The organism is Streptococcus hyovaginalis DSM 12219, from assembly GCF_000420785.1.
Classification (GTDB): Bacteria; Bacillota; Bacilli; order Lactobacillales; family Streptococcaceae; genus Streptococcus; species Streptococcus hyovaginalis.
Window position 1 is genome coordinate 55,764 of the sequence record NZ_ATVP01000001.1, and the last position, 18,331, is coordinate 74,094.

Below are 18,331 nucleotides of genomic sequence, written 5' to 3' on the forward strand. Positions count from 1 at the left end.
CTCTAAAAAGCTATTTAGGAAACGACAACCAATAAGGAAAAAATTAGAAACACAGCTAGCAATGATTAATCTTTTATTTATTATTGATAAAACATATGTTGAACATTTGAAAGTGACCCTTTATTCGATCAAACAAGTCATGAAATATAGGGAGATAAGGGTTTATCTCTTACAGAAAGAGACTTTTGACAAAAATCTTGACTTGGAACAGTACTGTCACACGTTGGGCTTTGATTACCAGCCGATTGTTGTTCCTGAAAACCTGTTTGCCAATGCGCCGACAACTGAGCGTTATCCTGATACTATTTATTATCGCCTACTGGCACATGAGTTTTTGCCAAAAACGGTCATGAAGATTCTTTACCTCGATGCTGATATTTTGTGTCTCAATGATTTTTCAGCATTATACGCCTTAGATTTGGGTGATAACCTTTATGCTGCCGCAAGCCATAATGCGGATGGTAAAATTTTGGATATTGTGAATAAAATGCGTCTGCAAAATTTCGAAATGGAATCGTCCTACTTTAATACAGGTGTCTTGTTGATGAATTTAGAAGTCATTCGATCAGTTGTCAAAAAAGAAGTTATTTTTGATTACATCGCTAAAAATAAAACCTTCCTTATCCTTCCCGATCAAGACATTCTGAATGGTCTATATGCGGATCGGGTACTACCGATTCCTGATGAAATTTACAATTATGATGCCAGATATAGTCTGATATATCAGGCTAGAAGTGCTAATACCTGGGATATTGATTGGGTGATGGCAAATACGGTTTTCCTGCATTTTGCTGGTCGTGACAAGCCTTGGAAAGCTAGCTACACAACGCGTTACTCAGCTTTGTATAAGTATCTGGCAAACCAAGCCAAAGATTTCAAATAACCTCATCATCATCTTGGGTTATGACCTCATTTTTCTGAGAATCTAGCATTCTTATGAGATTGCTGCAGACATAAAAGAAAAACTTAGGTATACCCCTTGGTGGTTAATCTCCCAAAAGAGATTAGTAGCTCATTTTACTTTTTTGATTCCCTGGTAAATGGCAATAAAAAGCTGGACACGTCGATGATGACGTCTCCAGCTTTTTTATGATATCGCAACTGGTTGGTAAGTAGCCACTAATAGACTCTATCTAAAGGGAAGAGGTTACACTGGCACTCATATTACTCTAATTGTTGTGACTGATAATGGCGAGATTGGGCCATGATGTCACGAAAAATATTTTCAATAGTGGGACGATAAGCCTCTTTTTGAACCAACTTAGCTACCTGATCGATCACGATTTTTTCACGATCACGATCCAATACAGCCTTACCATTTTTCCGCTTGTAGGCAGTGACTTGATCAACCAGAGTCATGCGTTTTTCTAATAATGTGACCAGCTGCGCATCAATCGTATTAATATCTTGGCGAATAGCTTCTAAATCCATAGGGAACCTCTATATGTTTTGTTTGAGTGAGACAAAAATATCTATCAGTAGTATTTGTAATAGAGTCATTATACCATATTTTAGTAAGTGAGAACTTTTTCTAAGGATCAGGTTTTTGTTGAGAGGGATTGTCAAAAGGATTAACACAAGATATAAAGGAAATTGTTAGACTATTTTGATTATAATGAGAATCATGATATAATGAAACTTACTAAGATCGGGTCTAAACCTTCCTATGCTGAGGGAGTAAAGGAAGATTTGGCGTATGGTACAAGTATCTTTGATTTTGTTCCCCATAATTGACTAATAAAGAGGTAGACAGATGAGAATCGTAACTCCCATTATGCCTAGAAACGTAGAGGAAATAAAGGCATTAGATAGTGAGCATTTAGCCGAAGCTGATCTGATTGAATGGCGTGCAGATTACCTTTCCAAAGATGCCATTGTTGCCTTAGCACCTATGGTTTTTGAAAAATGTCAGGGCAAGGAAGTTATTTTTACGATTAGAACTAGTCGTGAAGGTGGCCAGCTTGAGATAGCAGCGCAAGACTATGTCGATGTGATAAAAGAAATAGCGAGCCGTCACGAGCCAACCTATATCGATTTTGAATACTATTCTTACTCGTCGGTCTATCAGCAGATTTCGAACTTTCCTAATTTGGTCTTGAGTTATCATAATTTTGATGAAACTCCAGAAAATTATCAGGACTTGATGTCAGGATTGGTTCAGCTATCTCCAGCGGTAGTCAAAATGGCGGTAATGCCTCAAACGGAACAAGATGTTTTAGATGTGATGGCCTATACACGTCATTTCAAAGATCAGCATCAGGATCAGATATTTGCTACCATTGCAATGGGTGAATTAGGCAAGTTGACTCGGATTGCTGGGCGCATATCGGGGTCATCCTGGACTTTTGCCAGTTTGGATGAATCTTCAGCACCAGGTCAATTATCAGTTGCAGTGACGCGACAATTTTTAGAGAATTTGGAGAGAAAACAATGAGATATCTAACAGCAGGAGAGTCCCATGGACCTCGTTTAACAGCCATTATTGAAGGTGTTCCGGCAGGGCTTTCCTTAACCGCTGATCATATTAATGCGGACTTAAAGCGTCGTCAAGGGGGGTATGGACGTGGTAATCGCATGAAAATTGAGACTGATCGTGTGGAAATTACAGCTGGGATTCGTCATGGCAAAACAACTGGAGCTCCTATTACCCTAAATGTTACCAATAAAGATCATCAAAAATGGTTGGACATCATGGCAGTTGATGACATTGAGGAAAAGTTAAAAACGAAAAGACGTATCAAACACCCTCGCCCAGGCCATGCGGATCTGGTAGGAGGTATGAAGTACCGTTTTAGCGATTTGCGTAATTCTTTAGAGCGTTCGTCTGCGCGTGAAACTACTATGCGAGTGGCAGTAGGAGCTGTTGCCAAGCGAATTTTGGATGAACTAGCTATTGAAATTGCTAATCATGTCGTTGTTTTTGGAGGCAAGGAGATCGATGTTCCAGATGCTTTAACAGTGTCAGAAATTAAGGAACGTGTATCTCAATCGGAAGTTTCGATTGTCAATCAAGAACGCGAAGATGAAATCAAAGCTTATATTGACCAAATTAAACGAGCAGGTGATACCATCGGAGGCATCGTTGAAACCGTCGTTGGTGGTGTTCCGGCGGGACTCGGTTCTTATGTGCAATGGGATAAGAAGTTAGATGCTAAAATTGCCCAAGCCGTAGTCTCTATTAATGCTTTCAAAGGAGCAGAGTTTGGTGTTGGCTTCAAAGCAGGCTATTTACAGGGGAGCCAAGTGATGGATGAGATTCTCTGGTCTGAGGAAGAAGGTTACACGCGTCGAACTAATAATCTCGGTGGTTTTGAAGGTGGTATGACTAATGGTCAACCTTTAGTCATTCGTGGTGTTATGAAGCCTATTCCAACGCTTTATAAACCTCTGATGTCTGTTGATATTGATACGCATGAACCATATAAGGCGACAGTAGAACGCTCAGATCCAACGGCTTTACCTGCTGCTGGTGTCGTTATGGAATCTGTCGTAGCGACAGTTATTGCCAATGAAATTCTTGAGAAATTTTCATCAGATAATATGGAAGAATTGAAAGAGGCTGTCACCAAGCATCGTGATTATGTGAGGAATTTCTAGGAAGTCATGACAAAGACAATTTTGATTGCGGGGCTTGGCCTGATTGGTGGCTCGTTAGCTTTGGCTATTAGGAAGCAACACCCCAATTACCACATTCTAGGCTATAATCGTGGGGAAGCTTCTCGGAATATTGCGCTTGAACGGGGAATGGTGGACGATGCTAGCGATGATTTTAAGAGTCTAGCTGTCCAGGCAGATGTGATCATTCTCTGTGTGCCTATCCAGAAAACGATTGATATGATTAAGGATCTGGCTAGCTTTGAGCTGAAACCCAATGTGCTGGTCACAGATGCAGGGTCAACCAAAGGGGCGATTATCGTTGCGGCAGAGCACCATCTTGCTGACAAAGACATTAACTTTATCGGTAGTCACCCGATGGCCGGAAGTCATAAGTCAGGAGCAGTCGCTGCAGACGTTAATCTTTTTGAGAACGCCTACTTTATTATGACGCCTTGTCGTTTGACCAAGCCAGATGCGGTTCCAAGGTTAACAGATTTGCTCACTGCTAGTGGTGCACGTTTCGTACAAATTAACGCTGCGGAGCATGACTTGGTGACCAGTCAGATCTCTCATTTTCCCCACGTTCTTGCGAGTAGTTTAATGTTGCAAGCTGGTGATTACGCCCTAGAACATCCGTTTACCAAGAACTTTGCTGCAGGTGGTTTTAGGGATATGACCCGTATCGCAGAGAGTGAGCCGGGCATGTGGACGAGTATTTTAATGACCAATCCCAAGCCCATCTTAGAACGTATTGAGGAGTTTAAGGAGCGATTGGATCGTGTCTCTGACTTGCTCAAAACAGGGGATCAAGATGCGATTTGGCACTTTTTTGAACATGGACGCCAGACCCGTAAGGCCATGGAGATTCATAAACGTGCTGGTGTAGATTCTTTCTTTGATATCTTTATCAGTATTCCTGATAAAGAGGACAGCATTTTGAGCGTTTTAGAAGTTCTGCGTGGTATTTCCTTGGTCAATATCCGTATTAATGAAGAAAATCGAGCTGATACATATGGTGTGCTTCAGATAACCTTTAAAAATCAGGAAGATCTAGATGAAGCTGTCAAGCGTTTAAGCCAAGAGACAGATTATATCATTTCCTTTGATTAAAGAAAGGCTTTCTGATAAGTTTTTGCCAACTATCAAAGGATTAAGCATTGTGGAATTGAGGGAAAAACGAAGGCAGCATTAGCGAGCAGAAAAGCCGTTTATTAAGGATAAAAGCGGTTGGCAAAATGGTCTTATTTCAGAATGAAAGGGTTAGCTATACCTTTCCAAGCAAACTACCACTGTAATAAAGTATTTTCGCTCGTCTATTTGTGAGCGGTTGGACTGATGTAGGGACTAAATCATTTTAAGGATTATAAAAGGCATGTCATCAAGAGGAAAAAACTTGATGACATGCCTTTTTGTTTAATTAATTATCTTTACTTTTCCAAGTATTCTTTCATTTCCTTAATAGGAATTTGGTGAATGGCTGCCTGGCCTAATGTTGGGACAATGACTAGCTTGATGGATTTGCCGCGAGCTTTCTTGTCGCGAGTCAAGGCTGCGTAGAGCTCCTCACTATTCCAAGGTTGATGGCTGGTCGGCAGTCCAAATTTTTGGCACATAGCGATAATTTGGTCGGTAATGCCAGCAGACACGAGGCCTTTTTCTTCAGCAACGCGCGATAGCTGGACCATTCCGATGGCAACAGCCTCGCCGTGCATAACTTGACCGTAACCAGCAGTAGCTTCGATGGCATGTCCAATGGTATGACCAAAGTTCAGATAGAGGCGGACGCCATTGTCCAATTCATCCTCAACAACGACCTTGCGCTTAACGTCACAAGAGCGATAGATGATGGTTTCAGCATTGGCCAAAATACTCTCGGTAGAACCATCCATGTCTGACAAGAGATCCCAGAGTTCGATATCATCAATCAAACCGTATTTGACAACCTCACCCATGCCCTCAATCAATTCGCGTGTGTCCAAGGTTTCTAGGGTGTTAGGGTCAATGAGAACGCCATCAGGTTGGCAGAAGGTGCCGACCATGTTTTTGGCAAAGGGCGTGTTGACCCCAGTTTTTCCACCGATAGACGAATCAACCTGAGCGGTCAGGCTAGTTGGAACTTGGAGGAAATGAATGCCCCGCATATAGGTTGAAGCCACAAAGCCAGCCAAATCACCGACCACACCGCCACCAAGGGCCAAGATGCCGTCACTTCGGGTCATGCCTTCTTGAACAAGAAATTCATAGGCTTGATTGACCGTGTCCAGATTTTTGGATGTCTCGCCTTCTGGAAAGGCAAATGCGATGGTTTCAAAACCAGCTGTTTCAAGACTAGCTCTGACCGTTTCCAGATACAGTGAAGCAACATGCTCATCTGTAATAATGGCGATTTTTTGTGGTTTCCAGAGCGAGCTTGCCCAAGTACCGACCTGCGCTAAACTTCCTTTTTCGATGAGAATATCATAGGGATTTTTGGGAAGATTAACAGTTAGTTTCATTCTGTGTCCTCTCTAGTTGATGTCATATTTTTCGACTAATTGCTTCCAAATCAGGTCCGTCGGCATCTCCTTGCCTGTCCAAGCCTCAAAAGCCTCAGCGGCTTGAAAGAGTAGCATACCCAGACCATTGATGCTTGGAATACCTTGTTCCTTGGCTAGTTTCAGTAAGGGCGTCTCAAAAGGTTGGTAAATCACGTCTGCCACTAAGCTGTTTTTTGAAAATAGAATATTTTCTTGAATTGGCAGGGAATGACCATCCATGCCGACGCTAGTTCCGTTGACAACCAAGTCAGACTTTGCAACATGTTCTTGAACCAAGTCCTGATTGTCAATCGGCAGTACCTGAATGGAGCGACCAGTTGCTTGGGCAATACGGTTAGCAGTAGCCTGCGTTCTGTCCAGACTTTGTTGGCGACAGAAAATGGTGACTTCCTTGGCACCATCCAAAGCAGCTTGGGTAATGATAGCAGTAGAAGCACCGCCCCCACCCAGAATAGTCAGTCTTTTATTAGCCACATGGAAGTTCATCTGCTTTTCCAAACTCTTGAAAAATCCGATGCCGTCTGTATTGTGCCCAATCAATTGGCCATGGCGGTGAATGACCGTATTGACCGCGCCGATTAAGCGAGCAGACTCTGTCAATTCGTATAGGTAGGGAATAACCGCCTGCTTGTAGGGCATGGAGAGATTGATACCAAACATGTCGTAGCGCTTAATGTTGTCAAGTGTGACTGGTAGGTCTTGCTCTGCTATTTCCCAAGCCACGTAGACCCCATTGACCCCAGTCTCTTCAAAGGCAAGATTGTGAATGAAGGGAGAAATGGAGTGTTTAATGGGTTTGGCTACCACAGCAGCCAGACGCGTATAGCCGTCAATCGTCATGTGAGACCTCCCAAATGTATCAGTAGATTAGAGGGTTTCGTGGATTTCACGAATCAGCGCCTCGGTTTTGTCCCAACCAAGGCAAGGATCGGTAATGGACTTACCAAAGGTTTCTGGGCTATCCTGACGACCATCTTCTAAGTAAGATTCAATCATGAAGCCACGAACATACTTACGAATATCGTCGTTCCAGTCGCGGTTAATCAGGGTTTGGCGGACGATACGGATTTGTTCCAGATAATTTTTACCAGAATTGTCATGGTTGGTGTCGATGACGATAAAAGGATTTTTGAAACCAAAGTTCTGGTATTGCTTGATAGTTTTCAAGAGAATATCGTAGTAGTAGTTCGGTTCGTTGATGCCTTGTTCTGTACTAGCACCACGAAGAATAGCATGAGCCAGCGGATTGCCATCTGTATCGACTTCCGCATCGCGGTAGATGAAATTCTGCTTGTTTTGCGCAGCGTAAATGGCGTTGAACATGACGGTCAAATTGCCAGAAGTAGGATTTTTCATTCCAGTCGGCATGTCAATACCAGAGGCGACAAAGCGGTGCTCCTGATCTTCGACAGAACGTGCACCGATGGCATGGTAGGACACCAAGTCCTCAACCAAGGGGAAATTAGCCGAGTAAAGCATTTCATCCGCAGTGGTCAAGCCGGTTTCTGTGATGACACGGTAGTGCAAATTGCGTACGGCTGCAATACCGTTAATCAAATCAGGCAATTTTGAGGTATCTGGCTGGTGAACCAGTCCCTTGTAGCCTTCGCCATTGGTACGAGGCTTAGCCGTATAAACCCGCATGACCATGAAAATCTTATCTTTGACCTCGTCTTGCAATTTAGACAGACGACGGGCATATTCCAAAACGGCCTCTTCGTTATCCGAAGAACATGGGCCGATGACCAGTAAGAGGCGGTCATCCTCACCGCGGATGACTTTTTTCAATTCCTCGTCACGCTTTTCTTTAGCAACTAGGAAGTCTCCTTCTAGTTTAGATAATTCTTTGACTTGTTCAATGTTGATGCGTGTGCTGCGCTGATGAATTCCCATAGCTTGTTTCCTATCTGTTTATCTGTTGTAAATTTCTCGAATGAGTTCCTCAGTTTTATCCCAACCAAGGCAAGGGTCGGTAATGGATTTTCCGTAAACTTCGGCGTTGTCCTGACGTCCATCTTCCAGATAAGACTCAATCATGAAGCCGCGGACATAGTCACAGATTTCTTGGTTCCAATCGCGGTTAATCAAGGTTTGACGGACAATGCGGATTTGCTCCAAATAATTTTTACCGGAGTTATCGTGGTTGGTATCAATGATAATAAATGGATTTGCTAAACTAAATTGCTTGTAGAGGTCAATGGTTTCCAAGAGATTATCGTAGTAGTAGTTTGGCAGGTATTTACCACTTTCTGTCACCGCACCACGCAGGATAACGTGAGCCAGCGGATTTCCAGATGTTTCAACCTCTGTGTTGTTGAAGAGGAAGGATTGCTTTTTCTGAGCTGCAAAAATACCGTTAAACATGCCCCTGAGATTGCCAGATGTCGGATTTTTCAAGCCAGTTGGCACGTCAATCCCAGAAGCCACAAAACGGTGTTGCTGATTTTCAACCGAACGGGCACCAACGGCAATATAAGAAACCAAATCATCAACAAGTGGCAAGTTTTCAGGATAAAGCATCTCGTCGGCCGTCGTCAAACCAGTCTCTGTGATGACACGGTAGTGGAGATTGCGGACAGCCTTGATACCGTTGATGAGACTAGGTGCCGCATCGGTCTTTGGCTGGTGCATGAGACCCTTGTAGCCGTCGCCATTGGTACGAGGCTTAGCCGTGTAGACCCGCATGACCATAAAAATTTTGTCTTTGACTTCTTCTTGCAACTTGGCTAAACGATGGGCATAGTCCAGAACCGCCTCTTCATTATCAGAAGAGCAAGGCCCGATGACCAAGAGTAGCCGGTTGTCCTCGCCTTTTAAAATCGCCTCCAACTCACGGTCGCGCGCTCCTTTTTTGGCTAAGGTTTCTGGGGATAATTTTGAATGGTCTCTTACATCCTGAATATCAATTTTTTCGCTAATTGGTGTAAACACTTAGTAATCTCCTATTTTTTATCTTAATAAGTTTGCTCAATTATACCATGATTGTCAGGATTTTAAAATCACTATTGACGGTAAAAGTGTGATTTACAGTAAATTCTGAATAGTCATCGTTTTTTCATTTTAGAACAATTGTGTCTAGAAAAATGAATTGTCAAAAAATCTAAAAATAGTCTGAAAATATGATACAATAAATGCAGTTATTTTTGAGGTAAGATTATGAAACTAAGAACAAATACTAGAGCTTTAGAAGGAACAATTCGTGTTCCAGGAGACAAGTCTATCAGCCACCGTTCCATTATTTTTGGATCCTTGGCAAAAGGCGTGACCCGTGTTCATGATATTTTGCGTGGTGAGGATGTCCTGTCGACCATGCAGGTTTTTCGTGATTTAGGCGTGACGATTGAGGATAATGAGGATGTGGTCGAGGTTCACGGTGTTGGTTTTGATGGACTGCAAGCTCCTAAAAATGACCTAGACATGGGAAATTCAGGAACATCCATCCGTCTCATTTCGGGTGTCTTGGCTGGTCAAGATTTTGAGGTGACCATGTTTGGTGATGATTCGCTGTCAAAACGTCCTATGGATCGTGTGACGGTACCGCTAAGCCAAATGGGTGTAACCGTTTCTGGTCAGACAGACCGTGATTTGCCACCTTTGACCATCAAAGGAAGCAAGTCGCTCAAGCCAATTTCCTATCAATTGCCAGTAGCATCTGCTCAGGTAAAATCAGCCCTCTTATTTGCGGTTTTGCAGGCAGAAGGTGAGTCGGTTATTATCGAAAAAGAAATCACTCGTAATCACACGGAGGATATGATTGTCCAATTTGGCGGTCATTTGTCTGTTGATGGCAAGGAAATCCGTATCACAGGTGGGCAGGAATTTACAGCGCAAGAAATTGTTGTCCCTGGTGATATTTCCAGTGCGGCCTTCTGGTTGGTGGCTGGACTGGTTGTGACTGGTTCAAAAATTACCCTCGAAAACGTCGGCATCAATGAAACGCGGACGGGTATTCTGGATGTCATCAAGGCTATGGGTGGAAGGATGACCTTGTCCAATGTGGATGAGATTGCCAAATCAGCGACCATTACGGTCGAGTACTCTAGCTTGCAGGGAACGGAGATTGCTGGTGACCTGATTCCGCGCTTGATTGACGAATTGCCAATTATTGCTCTTTTGGCGACGCAAGCCCATGGCACAACCATTATTCGCGATGCTGAGGAGTTGAAGGTTAAGGAAACGGATCGCATTCAAGTGGTGGCAGATGCCTTGAATGCCATGGGAACCAAGATTGAGCCGACTGCCGATGGTATGATTATTGAGGGACCAACGCCATTGCACGGTGCAACAGTCAACACCTTTGGTGACCACCGTATAGGCATGATGACAGCTATCGCAGCCCTCTTGGCACAAGATGGTGAGGTTGTTCTTGAGCGCGCTGAAGCCATCAATACCAGCTACCCAGCCTTCTTTGACCACCTTGAAAGTCTAGTGAAATAAACTCAGTAAATAGGAGAAACAATGCCAATCGTATTACTTGGTTTTATGGGAGTTGGAAAGACCACGACCGCTAAACTCTTGGATATGCCACTCTATGACATGGACCAGATTATTGAAGAACGGATTAACATGTCCATTGCGGATTTCTTCCAATCAGAGGGCGAAGATGCTTTTCGCCAGTTGGAAACGCAGGTCTTGGAAGAGCTGATGGACTTGCCAAATGATTACTTGGTTTCAACGGGCGGTGGTGTGATTAAATCTGCCAAAAATAGGGAGATTTTGCTCAAAAATAAGCTCAACAATATTCTCTTAACCGCCTCCTTTCCAGTAGCTTATGAACGGATTAGCCGAGATCATCAGTCGCAACGTCCCTTATTCTTACAGCACAGCCGAGAAGAATTTGAGACCATTTACCAAGAACGAATGGCTTTATATGAAGGACTGTCTGATTTGGTCATTGACACAGACCAACTCAGTCCAGAACAAGTAGCAAGGAAGATTATATGCAAGTAGCTTATTTGGGCCCTCGAGGGTCCTTTACGCATCAAGTTGCTCAGCAGGCCTTTCCGGAAGCGGATTTGCAGGCTTTTGGCACCATTACAGAGGTCGTCAAGGCCTATGAGACTGGCTTGGTGACCTATTCGGTCATTCCGGTTGAAAATTCTATCGAAGGTAGTGTTCACGAGACTATTGACTATCTTTTTCATCAGGCGGAAATCCATGCGGTAGCAGAAGTGGTTCAGCCCATTGCCCAGCAATTGTTAGCGACTGCGCCTCATAAAGAAATTAAGGTCATCTATTCCCATCCGCAGGCCATTGCTCAAGGGAAAAAATATGTGCAGGAACATTTTCCGAAAGCTCGTTTGGAGTTGACAGCAAGCACGGCCTACGCAGCCCGATTTGTTGCGGAGCATGCGGACCAGCCTTTTGCGGCCATTGCCCCTCACGCTGCGGCTGAAGAGTACGGTCTGCAGGTCATTGCCCAAGACATCCAAGAAATTGCCGAGAATTTTACCCGTTTTTGGATTTTGGGGCATACGGTGCCTGAATTAGCATTGCGGGAAACAGATAGGAAGGTTTCTTTGGCTCTTACCCTGCCTGATAATCTGCCAGGTGCACTTTATAAGGCCATGTCAGTCTTTTCATGGCGTGGTATTAATTTGACTAAGATTGAAAGCCGTCCTTTAAAGACGAATCTGGGCGAATATTTTTTCATCTTAGATATAGATAGTCCTGGGGATCAATTATTTTCGTTTGCTCTTCAAGAGCTAGAAACTTTAGCTATCCAGTATAAAATTTTAGGCCATTATGGGGTCTATCACATTCATTAATGTAAAAAGCCTTGTGGTCGCGAACTGTATCGTGATTGCTAGATGTCATATCTAGTCATTGCGTTACAGCTCAGTCTCACAAAGCTTTTTTAGTATGTAAAATAGTAATATGGATTTGTCTTAAACCATACCAGCATTCTCATGAATAGCTTTATCAGCTTTACTGTCGACAAATGCAACAATTGTTTTGGCAACATTGTCTACCGGTACTGGACAGTTGGGCTATCTGATGTCAAATGGCTTAGTATTTTTTGAACGAGGTCAACATATCAGATTTGTCGGGACCATACATCAAGCTAGGACGCACAATCTGTGTTGAGAATCCCTTGTCGATGAAATAATTTTCGGCTTTTTCCTTTGCTACTCGGTAGTCTTCGGGGTCTGTGTTGAATTGAGATTGGAAGACATATGGATGATACGACTAGCTGGAGAATCTGACAAACCATCAGCGATTGCTTTTGGCAGCTCTAAAGTTAATCTTATCAAAAGTGAGTCCCTTATCGGGATCTGCTTCAATAGTCCCTACTAAATCTATCACAATCGTTTCATTAGTCACTAAGTTTATCCACTGATCAGCTTGGTAAAGATCTGCTTCAACCTAAGTAACTTCTAGATTAAACTTCTCAGTATTGCTCAGATCAACAGACCGAGAAATAGTTGTTAGATGGTGGTTGTTTTTAAGTAACTCCCTAATAACGGCTTTTCCTAAAAACCACTTGCTCCAAATAATAGAATATTGGCCATATTATTGTCCTCCTTTAAATGATAAAACTGTTATAACACTAATTAGTAGAAACTATTCTATTAAAGATTGGATTGGTTTTTGAGCATATCTTTTGATAAATATACTACATAGTAATAAAATGAGATATCATCTGATTTATGAAAGAAGGTAGACATTATGACAATAATTAATGGTTATGAACAATCTGATCGTGAAGAAGCTTTAGAGATTTTGAACTTACCAAGCCTTGAAAAACGAGCGGAAGACATTATTAGAACTTTTCGGAGGTATAGGCTTAAGTATAATATTTCCAGAAAGAAATAATTTTTAAACACATTTAAAACAACATATTAATTATGTATAATAGAATAAAAAATAAAGAGAGGAAAGATGGATGAAACTAATAAGTTTCGTGGCTATTAAAGGAGGAGTTGGGAAAACAACATTAGCTCTTTTGACAGGTCAATATTTAGCAAGTCAGGGGTATAAGGTTTTGCTTATTGATCTTGATCATCAGTGTAATTTGACACATTTTTATGATGTGTATAAAGATTCTGGAACAGTAGCAAATATTTTTATGGGTTAAGGAGATGTCAATATTCTTTCTGTTGCTCCTAATATTGATTTGATTGCAGGTTCAATGAGATTAGATGAAGCGGAGAGACGCTTGGAAACAAATCCTAATCAGAATATGTTTTTGTATGAATGGTTAGGAGAAAATTTGGAGGCTAAATATTTAGATAAATATGATTATATTATCTTAGACTGCCGTCCTGATTTTGGTATTGCAACTAGAAATGCTATTGCGGTAAGTCATACACTGTTTAGTTCGATTACTCCAAGTGATTTTGCTTTTGAAGCAAAGGAAAATTTAGAAATTAGATTAGAGCAGTATCGAAAAACAGAGATTGTTCGTCCTAGTCGGGATTCATTAATTACAGCTCAGCTCTATTTTTTACCAAATATGATTAAGCATAATACGATGAAATCAAAAGAACTTTTGATAGCTCTCAAAAATGATGCTTCTGTTATTGGACAAATTCCACAAAAGGAATTGTTTAATCGAGCGACAAAAAATGATACGGTTATTGATATGATGACTAAATTTAGTTTAAATGATGAGCATCGTTCTTTCTTCTCAATTTTATCTGATACACTTAATCAGTTACAAAAAGTAACTGATAACTCTTGATTTTAATATTATTTATATCAATATTTAAATAGATATAAAAAAGAGGATAGATATATGGCATTTGAATCTAAAAAAGAAAAGCTTAGTCAAGTTCTTCAAGAACAGTTGAAAGAGAGTCCTGTACGAAAAATAAGGAGAGTTGGTCGTCCTTCGGGAAAAACTAAATTTCCTTATCAGTTTACGCTAAAGCCACAGAATCGTGATAAATTAGATAGAATTGCAGATAAAGCTGGCTATAATGGTGTGTCGACTTTTCTTGATGAATGGATTGAAAATTACATAGAATAAAACAATATAAAAATACCTATATAAAGAGGTATTTTTATATTGTTTTATTCTATTGAAGCTCTTTCTTACTAAAAATAACGTAACTCAGATAGAGATATAGTATAGTAGCCATAAAGCTAACGCCCATGGATAGTCTTGAAATATGTTCTCCTTGTTGAAGCGAAAGAAATAGAAAATAATCTGTTGGTAATTTCATATGGAGTAGGTTACCAGTAATGAGGTTGGAGATATTGTCAAAAAGAAGGCTAATTAAACTAAAGGCAAGATAGGCTTGATTGACCTTATTGGACTTGACAAATATCAGGATGGATAACAGAGAGATACAGATAAATAAAGGTGTTTGAACAATGAAACTTTGTATTATCACTGTAAAATCAACACGATCACCTAGAAGTAATCCAACACTGCTACTCAATAAATAGGCTAGAAGGATATAAGCGAGATCTAGTACAAGGGTTGCTAAGACTTTATAGAAAAACACTCTTTTTCTTGTTTGTTGCTTGATAATAATATTATTGATGGTACGGTAAGTAAAATCTTCTCCAAAGAATAGGTTTGTCGGGACGATAAAAAATAGTGTGATAAATTGAGAAAGCAATTGAATAAAAGAGCTAGTGAAGTCTTCGTTGCCATGCAACAAAAAAGCGGATAAAAAGGACAGTAAAGCCAATATTCCCAATGAAATCGTTAATCTCTGTTCTTTTTGAATCTTAAATAAATCAGCTTTAAAGTAATGTATCATGTTCTTCTCCTTCTTGAAGCAATGTCAGATAATAATCTTCAAATGACATTTGTTGTTTAAAAATTTCTTTGACCTCAATCTTATGGTTTATCAAGAGATGAATGAGGCTCATAACATTCGTATCTGATGACAGACTGATATAATCCTTATCTATTTTGTAAGCGATGCCCTGCTCTTCAAGGATAGTAAAGGTCTTAGGATGGTTGTTTGTTTGTAGATAAAGCTGTTCTTCTAGGGTTTGTTCAAGCTCTTGCTTTGAGAATTCTTTGACGATAAGGCCCTTATGCATAATAATGTATCGATCAACCACCATCTCAAGCTCTGATAGGATATGACTGGAGATAAGGATGGTCATCCCATATTGATTTCGAAGATTTAAAATAATACTTCTCATCTCTTTGATTCCAACAGGGTCAAGACCATTAATCGGTTCGTCTAGGATTAAAAAATCAGGGTCATCTAGAATAGCTAAGGCAATGGCTAAACGTTGACGCATTCCCAGTGAAAAATCTTTGGATTTTTTCTTAGGGTCCACATCCTCTAAACCGACAATTGCTAATGTCTCTAAGATTTTTTCATCAGCTTGCTTAAGGTTTAACTGTAGAGCCATGTAACGAAGATTATCGATCGCAGATAAATTGGGTTGTAGAGCAGGGGATTCAATTAAAGCTCCAATACGACAATCTTTTGAACTAGTAATGGTACCTGAAGTTTGGGATATGAGGCCCGATAACATTCTGAGAAGCGTTGTTTTCCCAGCACCATTTTCCCCGACTAAGCCACAGATTTCTCCTTTATTAATCGTTAAAGAAACCTGATGAACTGCTTTTTGTTTCCCATATTGCTTTGATAATTGTTGGGTAGATAAGAGAGATGACATAGGTCTGCCTTTCTATAAAAAAATGATAAATCTATGATATACTATTACCAAAAAGCAAGAAAAATCGTTACATAAATGTAACGCGTGGAGAATATAATGGGAACTTACGGAAAAATTTTTAAACTCATTCGTGAATCAAAAAATATGTCTCTAAAAGAAGTGGCAGGGGATTTCGTGACACCTGCTCAGTTATCACGCTTTGAAAATGGAAAGAGCAATCTTTCTGTAGATACATTTTTTTATTGCTTGAGACGGATGAATGTGGTAGAGGGCGAATTTTCTACCCTCTACCAGTCCTACTTTCATATAGATAATTTGTTTTCATCAGAGGAATTTGTCCGTGCAGTTTATAGTCACAATTCTCAGTATATGGATGATAGAATTTTATACCATCAAGCAGAGTATGACAGGGATGGACGTTCGTTTGATAGGGTGATGGTTGCGGCCTTTCATATTTTTAAGCAACAATGGTGCGATCCTGATTATGATGTTTCTGAGGATGAAAAAGCTATTCTATCGGACTATTTAATGTCTATAGATGATTGGGGGAAATTTGAACTCTGGATTTTCGGAAATTGTAGCAGAGGTCTTCCTAGCAAGATGTTGGAAGTTCTGGGAATGGAAGTTCTCAATCGAACAAAGTTTTATATGGATATCACAGAAAACAGAGATAATGTCTATAAGGTACTCATCAATATTTCGAGCAGTTTGTTAGATAGGGGAGAGGAGATTGCTGCGATTCGCTTTCTCAAAATTCTTGACTCTGTCAATATCATGGAAAAGAATATGCGGGATCGCTTGCTGCTTAAGCTCCTAAAAGCACGCTTGTCCTACATGAATGGAAATGATGGTGGCCTAGAAATAATTAAGGAATGCCTGCATATTGCCAAATTTTTAGATTGCTATGATTTAATCCACCAGGTCAATAAGGAAATTGAGAAAGTTACAGATATGTAATGAATTTTAAGCGGCTCGTCATTTCCTGTAAGATAATACTAGTAAGTTTTACAACTTTACAAAACAATGTTTAGAAACTGTATTCATAAGAAAAGTGCTTTTAGAGAAGAGATGGGTTTTCGCTAATCAAGGCAGTTTTTTGAGGGAATACTGACTGTATTTTGAAAAAAAGAACGATGAGTAGCTGGAAAACTAGCCTTAGCTAGAAGTGCTGAACTGTGAATACAGTTTCTTAATTATCTTGGAGGAAATAATGATGAAGAAATTACTTGTTTTAGGTGCTCTTGCAATGCTAGGTTTTGTAACTTTTGGGCTTCTAACAACTAATAGCAGTTCAGCAAGTGCTGAAACGGAGGGCAAGGTAGTTCTGTTTGGAAAAGTCGATTTTTCAGACGATGATAATGAAGATGATGTGGACTTAGATTACTCAACAGAAGAGGAATCGGAAGATAGTAATGAAGGAGGTTGGCTTGAAAACTTCATTAAAACGCATAAGACTCCATTTTCAAAAACTATTAAAAAATAATGGAGTGTACGCCAATTATCACAAATTTGTCATCACTTCTACCAAAACTATTGCTCAGATTCCTTTAAATATCGGCGGAATGTTGGCTTAGTTAAAGTTTCAGATGAATCAATCATTGTCTTACTTTTGTTACAAGCAGAACTAGGCATAACATCACAACGCCATTTTTACAGCATCTGCCACTTCTTTCCTTGTGGTCAGTTACTAGAGAGAAGTCGTTTCAATCGTCGGTCAAAACAATTGATTTGGCTCGTCCAATTCATCCGAAAAGCTATGAGTGAAATGCTTCCATCTGATAAACTAGCTATTATAGATAGTTTTCCTTTGCCACTTTGCCAACCCGTCCGTAATAAAAGAGCTACCATTTTTAAAGGAGTAGCCGATATTGGCTACAACGCCTCTAAACATCTTTGGTTCTATGGTTTCAAGATTCTTATGCTGGTGACCTTACCTGGCTATATTCTGAATTATGTTGTGACATCGGCTTCTGTCCATGACATCAAGATGATTTATGAACTATTAGAGGAGTGTAGGCAGTCGGTTATCCTAGGTGATTTAGGCTACCTGAGCAGTGAACTCAAAAAGGACTTGAAACGGGAAGGTTACCATCTATGGACGCCATTTCGACAAGATATGGCAGAGGCTGAAAAACATAACAATTGGAAAGTAATGGCCTTGAGACGAACTATTGAAACACGTTTTTCTGAACTGTGTCGTCTCTTTGACATCGAACATACATTAACTAGAAGCCTAGCCGGACTACAGTTACGAATGGAACAAATTATTCTAGATCATAACTTACGCTATTTTGAAATGAACTAGCACCACGGGTAAGGGATTGTTTTTTATGGGGATATCTAAATACTAACTTTACCTCGAGATTGAGAAGCCTATTACCATGGGAAATATGATGATTTGACCAGCTTTGCTAGGGTCTTAGCGATCAGTTGACAAGAGATGGCATGTTAGCAATTGTTCTTGATGGTATCTGGGAGATAGAGTAATTACTATTTGTACTAAAGCGGTCTGTGGACAAACTGTTGAGAGTTAGCGATAAAGTGAACACATTTGGTATCAGTCATTTGGAACAGCTTTGAAACGTAAAACAACCTTTTAAGAA

General features: G+C 40.5%; 18 protein-coding genes and 2 pseudogenes. 13 read left to right on the forward strand and 7 right to left on the reverse strand.

The genetic code is table 11. The annotated features are described in order from the left end of the window. Positions 1-64: 64 nt before the first annotated feature. Positions 65-883, forward strand: coding sequence for a glycosyltransferase family 8 protein (locus G574_RS0100285; protein ID WP_029690443.1), 819 nt, complete (start codon positions 65-67; stop codon positions 881-883). 281 nt (positions 884-1,164) lie between these two features. Here G574_RS0100285 and G574_RS0100290 read toward each other — a convergent pair whose 3' ends face one another. After that, positions 1,165-1,431, reverse strand: coding sequence for a chorismate mutase (locus tag G574_RS0100290; protein ID WP_029690444.1), 267 nt, complete (start codon positions 1,429-1,431; stop codon positions 1,165-1,167). Between the two features lie 322 nt (positions 1,432-1,753). Here G574_RS0100290 and aroD point away from each other — a divergent pair, with 322 nt between their 5' ends. From aroD to G574_RS0100310, 3 genes are read left to right on the forward strand one after another with little or no spacing between them, the layout of a single operon-like run. After that, positions 1,754-2,434, forward strand: a complete 681-nt coding sequence (gene aroD, locus G574_RS0100300) for a type I 3-dehydroquinate dehydratase (protein ID WP_029690445.1) — start codon at positions 1,754-1,756, stop codon at positions 2,432-2,434. Continuing rightward, entirely contained in the window at positions 2,431-3,597 is a 1,167-nt protein-coding gene (aroC, locus tag G574_RS0100305; RefSeq protein WP_029690446.1) for a chorismate synthase, read from the forward strand. Before aroD ends, aroC begins: the two co-directional genes overlap by 4 nt. A gap of 6 nt (positions 3,598-3,603) precedes the next feature. After that, positions 3,604-4,707 carry a prephenate dehydrogenase gene (locus tag G574_RS0100310; RefSeq protein WP_029690447.1) on the forward strand — a complete coding sequence of 368 codons (1,104 nt, stop codon included), beginning with the start codon at positions 3,604-3,606 and terminating at the stop codon, positions 4,705-4,707. A gap of 317 nt (positions 4,708-5,024) precedes the next feature. Here the strand turns inward: G574_RS0100310 and aroB are convergent, their stop codons facing one another. The 4 genes from aroB to G574_RS0100330 are packed head-to-tail and all read right to left on the reverse strand — an operon-like array spanning position 5,025 to position 9,065. Next, the gene (aroB, locus tag G574_RS0100315) at positions 5,025-6,092 is read right to left on the reverse strand and encodes a 3-dehydroquinate synthase (RefSeq protein ID WP_029690448.1); all 1,068 of its coding nucleotides are present in this window, start codon (positions 6,090-6,092) and stop codon (positions 5,025-5,027) included. A gap of 12 nt (positions 6,093-6,104) precedes the next feature. Continuing rightward, on the reverse strand, positions 6,105-6,974 hold the full coding sequence (locus G574_RS0100320) for a shikimate dehydrogenase (RefSeq protein WP_029690449.1): 870 nt from the start codon (positions 6,972-6,974) through the stop codon (positions 6,105-6,107). A gap of 27 nt (positions 6,975-7,001) precedes the next feature. After that, positions 7,002-8,027 carry a 3-deoxy-7-phosphoheptulonate synthase gene (locus G574_RS0100325; protein WP_029690450.1) on the reverse strand — a complete coding sequence of 342 codons (1,026 nt, stop codon included), beginning with the start codon at positions 8,025-8,027 and terminating at the stop codon, positions 7,002-7,004. Positions 8,028-8,045: 18 nt separating this feature from the next. After that, positions 8,046-9,065, reverse strand: a complete 1,020-nt coding sequence (locus G574_RS0100330; RefSeq protein ID WP_029690451.1) for a 3-deoxy-7-phosphoheptulonate synthase — start codon at positions 9,063-9,065, stop codon at positions 8,046-8,048. Between the two features lie 225 nt (positions 9,066-9,290). On the opposite strand from G574_RS0100330, the gene aroA reads away from it, so the two are divergent. From aroA to G574_RS0100360, 6 genes and pseudogenes are all read left to right on the forward strand, one after another. After that, positions 9,291-10,571 (forward strand): 3-phosphoshikimate 1-carboxyvinyltransferase, encoded by a 1,281-nt coding sequence (aroA, locus tag G574_RS0100335; protein ID WP_029690452.1) that lies wholly within the window; start codon positions 9,291-9,293, stop codon positions 10,569-10,571. Positions 10,572-10,592: 21 nt separating this feature from the next. Beyond that, positions 10,593-11,084, forward strand: a complete 492-nt coding sequence (locus G574_RS0100340; RefSeq protein WP_029690453.1) for a shikimate kinase — start codon at positions 10,593-10,595, stop codon at positions 11,082-11,084. Further along, complete coding sequence (gene pheA / locus G574_RS0100345) at positions 11,075-11,902, forward strand: prephenate dehydratase (protein WP_029690454.1); 828 nt, start codon at positions 11,075-11,077, stop codon at positions 11,900-11,902. Before G574_RS0100340 ends, pheA begins: the two co-directional genes overlap by 10 nt. 901 nt (positions 11,903-12,803) lie before the next feature. Next, a pseudogene (locus G574_RS11590) lies at positions 12,804-12,905 on the forward strand (alpha-hydroxy-acid oxidizing protein); the annotation flags it as partial. Positions 12,906-13,020: 115 nt separating this feature from the next. Then, positions 13,021-13,818, forward strand: a pseudogene (locus tag G574_RS10610) (ParA family protein). A gap of 54 nt (positions 13,819-13,872) precedes the next feature. Continuing rightward, positions 13,873-14,106 carry a hypothetical protein gene (locus tag G574_RS0100360; protein WP_029690456.1) on the forward strand — a complete coding sequence of 78 codons (234 nt, stop codon included), beginning with the start codon at positions 13,873-13,875 and terminating at the stop codon, positions 14,104-14,106. A 49-nt stretch (positions 14,107-14,155) separates the two neighbouring features. Here the strand turns inward: G574_RS0100360 and G574_RS0100365 are convergent, their stop codons facing one another. Continuing rightward, on the reverse strand, positions 14,156-14,848 hold the full coding sequence (locus tag G574_RS0100365; RefSeq protein WP_029690457.1) for an ABC transporter permease: 693 nt from the start codon (positions 14,846-14,848) through the stop codon (positions 14,156-14,158). Continuing rightward, positions 14,832-15,728 (reverse strand): ATP-binding cassette domain-containing protein, encoded by an 897-nt coding sequence (locus G574_RS0100370; RefSeq protein ID WP_029690458.1) that lies wholly within the window; start codon positions 15,726-15,728, stop codon positions 14,832-14,834. Before G574_RS0100370 ends, G574_RS0100365 begins: the two co-directional genes overlap by 17 nt. Positions 15,729-15,824: 96 nt before the next feature. Here G574_RS0100370 and G574_RS0100375 point away from each other — a divergent pair, with 96 nt between their 5' ends. The 3 genes from G574_RS0100375 (at position 15,825) to G574_RS0100385 (ending at position 18,033) form a co-directional block, all read left to right on the forward strand. After that, positions 15,825-16,685: an Rgg/GadR/MutR family transcriptional regulator gene (locus G574_RS0100375; RefSeq protein ID WP_029690459.1), complete on the forward strand. Its 861-nt coding sequence runs from the start codon at positions 15,825-15,827 to the stop codon at positions 16,683-16,685. Between the two features lie 253 nt (positions 16,686-16,938). Beyond that, the gene (locus G574_RS0100380; protein ID WP_029690460.1) at positions 16,939-17,211 is read left to right on the forward strand and encodes a hypothetical protein; all 273 of its coding nucleotides are present in this window, start codon (positions 16,939-16,941) and stop codon (positions 17,209-17,211) included. 24 nt (positions 17,212-17,235) lie between these two features. Beyond that, complete coding sequence (locus G574_RS0100385; protein WP_156828083.1) at positions 17,236-18,033, forward strand: IS982 family transposase; 798 nt, start codon at positions 17,236-17,238, stop codon at positions 18,031-18,033. Positions 18,034-18,331 lie beyond the last annotated feature (298 nt).

Bases quoted from the DNA above. Each gene is read 5' to 3' on its own strand.
- G574_RS0100290 (WP_029690444.1), bottom strand. From the start codon at position 1,431: ATGGATTTAGAAGCTATTCGCCAAGATATTAATACGATTGATGCGCAG.
- aroD (WP_029690445.1), top strand. From the start codon at position 1,754: ATGAGAATCGTAACTCCCATTATGCCTAGAAACGTAGAGGAAATAAAG.
- aroC (WP_029690446.1), top strand. From the start codon at position 2,431: ATGAGATATCTAACAGCAGGAGAGTCCCATGGACCTCGTTTAACAGCC.
- G574_RS0100310 (WP_029690447.1), top strand. From the start codon at position 3,604: ATGACAAAGACAATTTTGATTGCGGGGCTTGGCCTGATTGGTGGCTCG.
- aroB (WP_029690448.1), bottom strand. From the start codon at position 6,092: ATGAAACTAACTGTTAATCTTCCCAAAAATCCCTATGATATTCTCATC.
- G574_RS0100320 (WP_029690449.1), bottom strand. From the start codon at position 6,974: ATGACGATTGACGGCTATACGCGTCTGGCTGCTGTGGTAGCCAAACCC.
- G574_RS0100325 (WP_029690450.1), bottom strand. From the start codon at position 8,027: ATGGGAATTCATCAGCGCAGCACACGCATCAACATTGAACAAGTCAAA.
- aroA (WP_029690452.1), top strand. From the start codon at position 9,291: ATGAAACTAAGAACAAATACTAGAGCTTTAGAAGGAACAATTCGTGTT.
- G574_RS0100340 (WP_029690453.1), top strand. From the start codon at position 10,593: ATGCCAATCGTATTACTTGGTTTTATGGGAGTTGGAAAGACCACGACC.
- pheA (WP_029690454.1), top strand. From the start codon at position 11,075: ATGCAAGTAGCTTATTTGGGCCCTCGAGGGTCCTTTACGCATCAAGTT.
- G574_RS0100360 (WP_029690456.1), top strand. From the start codon at position 13,873: ATGGCATTTGAATCTAAAAAAGAAAAGCTTAGTCAAGTTCTTCAAGAA.
- G574_RS0100365 (WP_029690457.1), bottom strand. From the start codon at position 14,848: ATGATACATTACTTTAAAGCTGATTTATTTAAGATTCAAAAAGAACAG.
- G574_RS0100370 (WP_029690458.1), bottom strand. From the start codon at position 15,728: ATGTCATCTCTCTTATCTACCCAACAATTATCAAAGCAATATGGGAAA.
- G574_RS0100375 (WP_029690459.1), top strand. From the start codon at position 15,825: ATGGGAACTTACGGAAAAATTTTTAAACTCATTCGTGAATCAAAAAAT.
- G574_RS0100380 (WP_029690460.1), top strand. From the start codon at position 16,939: ATGATGAAGAAATTACTTGTTTTAGGTGCTCTTGCAATGCTAGGTTTT.